This is a genomic window from Sinomonas flava, from assembly GCF_039531875.1.
Lineage (GTDB): Bacteria > Actinomycetota > Actinomycetes > Actinomycetales > Micrococcaceae > Sinomonas > Sinomonas flava.
The window spans coordinates 135,203-139,868 of sequence record NZ_BAAAQW010000009.1; the positions used below are offsets into that span (position 1 = coordinate 135,203).

At 73.2% G+C, this 4,666-nt stretch carries 3 protein-coding genes; 1 reads left to right on the plus strand and 2 read right to left on the minus strand.

The features are described 5' to 3' along the window. Nucleotides 1-41 precede the first annotated feature (41 nt). The gene (locus ABD298_RS15050; RefSeq protein WP_344300571.1) at nt 42-1,613 is read left to right on the plus strand and encodes a cation:proton antiporter; all 1,572 of its coding nucleotides are present in this window, start codon (nt 42-44) and stop codon (nt 1,611-1,613) included. 30 nt (nt 1,614-1,643) lie between these two features. Here the strand turns inward: ABD298_RS15050 and ABD298_RS15055 are convergent, their stop codons facing one another. Then, nucleotides 1,644-3,692, minus strand: coding sequence for an acyl-CoA dehydrogenase family protein (locus ABD298_RS15055; protein ID WP_344300572.1), 2,049 nt, complete (start codon nt 3,690-3,692; stop codon nt 1,644-1,646). A 73-nt stretch (nt 3,693-3,765) separates the two neighbouring features. Next, entirely contained in the window at nt 3,766-4,572 is an 807-nt protein-coding gene (locus ABD298_RS15060) for an alpha/beta fold hydrolase (RefSeq protein ID WP_344300573.1), read from the minus strand. Between the last annotated feature and the right edge of the window lie 94 nt (nt 4,573-4,666).

A 4,666-nucleotide genomic window follows, 5' to 3' on the forward strand; every position in this document is an offset into this window, starting at 1 on the left:
CCCGCGGCGTGGAAGGATGCTCCTGAGGCGAAGGGGAGCGCATGGAATTTCTGCTGCTTGTGGTCGGCCTGCTGTTCGGGACGGTGGTCATCGTCGGGATCGGCGAGCGGATCCGCCTGCCGTACCCCATCCTCATGCTGGTGTTCTCGGCCCTCGCCGCGTCGCTGCCCTTCGTCCCGGCCACCCACATCGAGCCGGAGCTGATCCTTCCGCTCTTCCTTCCGCCGCTCCTGTTCGCCGCCGCCCAGCGCTCGAGCTGGTCCGTGTTCCGGCTCCGCTGGCGCTCGCTCGTGCTTCTGGCCGTGCTGCTGGTCGTCGCTACGGTGGCGGCCGTGGCGGCGGTGACGTCCTGGCTGGTTCCCGCTGTCGGGGTGCCGCTGGCGATCGCGCTCGGAGCGGTCGTCGCCCCGCCCGATCCGGTGGCCGTGGAGGCGGTCGCGGGCAAGGTCAGCATGCGGCGCAGGCTGCTGACGGTGCTCCAGACCGAGGGCCTGTTCAACGACGCCATGGCCATCGTGATCTTCCAGACCGCCGTGTCAGCGACTGTGAACCATGAGCGGGTCGGCTGGGACGTTGTGCCGCGGTTCCTCGTCGGGGCGGCCGGGGCGGTGCTGCTGGGGCTCGCGATGGCGTGGGTCGTCGGCGCGCTCACCCGGTTCGTGCCCAACCTCGTGGCCCGCAGCGCGGCCACCCTCGTGGCACCCTACGCCGTCTACCTCCTGGCCGAGGTGGTGCATTGCTCGGGGGTGGTCGCGGTGGTGGTCACCGCGGTGGAGCTGGGCCGGAGGGCCCGGCCCCAGGACTCCGAGGAGCGGCTGACCCGCTCGGCCTTCTGGGAAGTGCTCGAGCTCCTGACCACGGGGATCGCCTTCGGCCTCGTGGGGATCGAGATGCGCACGGTCGTTGTGGCGGAGGGCCCCAACCTCGTGACATTCATTCCCGGCATCGCGGCCATCTGCGTGACTGTCATCCTGGTGCGGTTCGTGTGGATGTACGGAATGTACCGGATCGGGGGAGCGGAGCGGCGCGAGAGGACGCCGGGCACGCTCAAGGAAGTCGTGGTGCTGACGTGGTGCGGCATGCGCGGCCTCGCCACGCTTGCCCTGGCCCTCGCGCTCCCCTCCACGCTGGCCGACGGGTCGCCCACTCCCGGGCGCAACTTCGTGGTCGCGGTGGCGGTGTCCGTCCTGGTGGCCACCTTGGTCCTTCCCGGCCTGACACTGCCTTGGCTCATGCGGGTGCTCCGCCTGCCCTATGACCGCGCAGCGGAGGAACAGGCGCAGCGGGGCCTCGCGCGCCGGGCCGAGCGGGTGGCACTCGAGGCCCTGCGCAGCTCGCCGGCCGCACGGAAGCTCCCCGAAGGACGGCGCAAGGCGCTCGCCCGGCGGATGTCCTCCCTCCACAGCATCCTCGAGTCGGACTACGCCGAAGACCCCGAGAAGATGCGCAGGCTCCAAGCCGTGCTCGCCGTGATGGACCGCGCCCAGCGCGATGCCCTCGACGCCGCACGCCGCGAGATGCTCGCCGCCCGCAACGAACCGGGCAACGACCCGGAGCTCGTCGACCGCGTGCTGCGCCGCCTCGACCTGCGCACCGTCACCCTCGACCGCTGAGCCGGCGTCCGCCCGGGCCAGGACGATTGGCTACCGCACGCTTCGGTGCACGTCCGCGGCTGTGCTCGGCCCGGCGGCCGGCGGCGCGATCCACGGCCCGGTGCCCTCGGACGGGTCGAGCACGCCCTCCTCGAGCCAGGCGAAGTCGCCGGCGAGGACGCGGCGGGCGAGGTGGCGGTCGGCGTCGTCCGTGTTGTCCCAGAGCGAGGAGAACAGCGTCTCGATCCGCCGGCGGGACTGCCCGCAGAACGCCTCGGCGAGGTCCCGCGCGCTCTCGGCGCCCGGAGCTCCGGCGGAGCGGAGCTGCTCGGCGCGGCTGCACGTGGCAGCCATGGCGAAGAGCTCGGCGCCGATGTCCACGACCCGCCCCAGGAACACTTGCCGGCGCTCGAGCCCGGCCTGCCACCGGCCCATCCCCGCGAAGGTGTGGCGGGCCAGGCGCCGCGACGCCCGCTCGATGTAGCGCAGGTGCCGCCCGAGGGGCCCGTGTTCGCGGTAGGCGCGGGGGTCATTGCCCTCGCCCGCGAGCAGCTTGGGCAGCCACTTCGCGTAGAAGCCAGAAGCGTCCCGCGCCGCCCGGGCCTTCTCGGCGAAGGTCGCGTCGCCGCGGGCGAGGTCTCCGGCCGCGGCGAGGTGGGCGTCCACCGCTTCGCGCGCGATGAGCAGCCGCATGATCTCCGTGGACCCTTCGAAGATCCGGTTGATCCGCAGGTCCCGCACGAGCTGCTCCGCGGGGACGGCACGCTCGCCCCTGGCCCGCAGCGACTCGGCGGTCTCGTAGCCGCGGCCGCCCCGGATCTGGAGGAGCTCGTCCGCGACCGTGTAGGACATCTCGGAGGTCCACAGCTTGGACAGGGCCGCCTCGATCCGGACGTCCTTCATGCCGGCATCAGCGACGGCCGCGTACACCTCGAAGACGGACTCGAGGGCGAAGGCCGTGGCGGCGATGAAGGCGATCTTGCTCGCCACCGCCTCGTGCTCGCCGATCGGGCGGCCCCACTGCACCCGCGCCGCCGACCACTCGCGGGCGATCTTGAGCGCCCACTTCGCACCGCCCGCACAGAGGGCAGGGATCGAGAGGCGCCCCGTGTTGAGGGTCGTCAGGGCGATCTTGAGCCCGAGCCCCTCCCGTCCCACGCGGTTCGCGGCGGGCACACGCACGCCGTCGAACCGCGTCACGCCGTTCTCGAGGCCCTTGAGCCCCATGAACGAGTTGCGGTTCTCCACGGTGATGCCCGGGCTGGCCATGTCGACCACGAACGCCGTGATCCCGCCCTTGCCCGCGGGCACGTCGCCGGCGGCTTCATGCGGGAGGACCTTGGCCATGATGACCACGAGCTCTGCGATGACCCCGTTCGTGGTCCACAGCTTCGAACCGTCCAGGACGTAGCTCTCGCCGTCGTCGGCGAGGCGGGCCGTGGTCGTGAGGCGGGCAGGGTCGGAGCCGGCGTCGGGCTCGGTGAGGAGGAACGCCGTCACGGCGCCCGCGGCGCAGCGGGGGAGGAAGGTCTTCTTCTGCTCCATGGAGCCGAACATCTTCACGGGCTCCGGCACCCCGATCGACTGGTGCGCCGAGAGCAGCGCGCCGATCGAGGGGTGCACCGAGCCCAGGAGCATGAGCGCGCGCCCGTAGTAGGCGAGCGTGAGCCCCAGACCGCCGTACTCGGTGGGGATCTTCATCCCGAAGGCGCCGACCCCGGCGAGGGCGCGGAGGTACTCGTCCGGGATCCGGTCCTCGGCCTCGATGCGGCGGCCGTCCATCGAGGCGGCGAGCTCGCGCAGTCGCGCGAGGAATGCCTCGCCGCGCTCGACATCCTCGGCCGCGGGCTCGGGAACGGGGTGGATGAGGTCCCACTGGAAGTCGCCGAGGTAGAGGGCCTTGCCGAAGCTCGGGCGCTCCCACTCCGTCTGCCGGCTGGCCTCCGCCACAGCGCGGGACTCGGCCCAGGCCGCCTCCTTGTGTGATTCGGGCGTGGTGATCGGCTCGCCCGGGGCGGCGCCGGTTCCGGCTGCAGGGGGCGCGACACGGGGTGCGGCTGGGGGTGCGGCAGAGGTTGTCGGATCGGTCTCGGTGCTCATGGCTGCCCCCTGTCGTCCGAGGGGCGCCGCGGGCCGGTGACCCCAAGCTGTCAGACCATGGTACGCCGCGTCCCTACTCGCGGGTAGGGGCCTCTGGCTGCCGCGAGTGTCGGGGGACGACCGGCGCCGTCGGGACCGACGCGGCGAGCGCGAGCAGGGCGTCGGCGCACTGCTGCGGCGCCTCCACATGCACCATGTGGCCGGCGTCCGGCACGCTCGTGAGGGTCCAGCCCGGGTGCGCGGCGAGGAGGGCCTCGATGGGCCCCGCCGGCCGTGTCCGGTCTCCGGCTCCGAGCACGACGGCGACCGGCGCCTCGATCTTCTTGTGCACCTCGGGCGCGACGCCGCCGAGGGCTGCGCGGAGGGAGCCCCGCAGGACGTCGGGGCGGACGCGGAACGGCGCCTCGAGCTCGGCCCGCAGGACGGGATCGGTCGGGGCGACGCCGTACCAGGCGGTGAGCACGGATTCGATGGCGGCGGCGTCAGGTCCGGCGGGGGCGGTCGGCCCGAGGAACAGCCTCGTGAGCCGCTCGGCTGTCGCCGCGCTGGGCCCCACTGGGACCATGCCGACGAACGCGAGTCCCCTCACGAGGTCCGGCCGGCGGGCTGCGAGCGTCGCCGCGATGGATCCGCCGAGAGAGTGCCCGGCCACGACGGCAGGCGAGCCGAGCCGCTCGAGGAGGCGCACGACGTCGTCCGCGGCCGCCTCGAGCGTCCACGCGTCCTCGTCGGCGCCGACGCTCCCGGGCCCGTACCCGAGCAGGTGGGGCGTCACGACGCGGTGCCCTCCCGCTGTGAGGAGCCGCGCGACCGCGTTCCAGTTCGCCGGCGGGCAGGCCCAGCCGTGCAGGAGGATGAAGGGGGTCCGGGCGCTGCTCATGCGCCCACCCTAGCGACGCTCCGGGCCCACTCGAGCCAAGCCCAGCTCGACCCCCCTCGGACGGCCTGGGGAACGACGGCGGCGCCGCACCCGG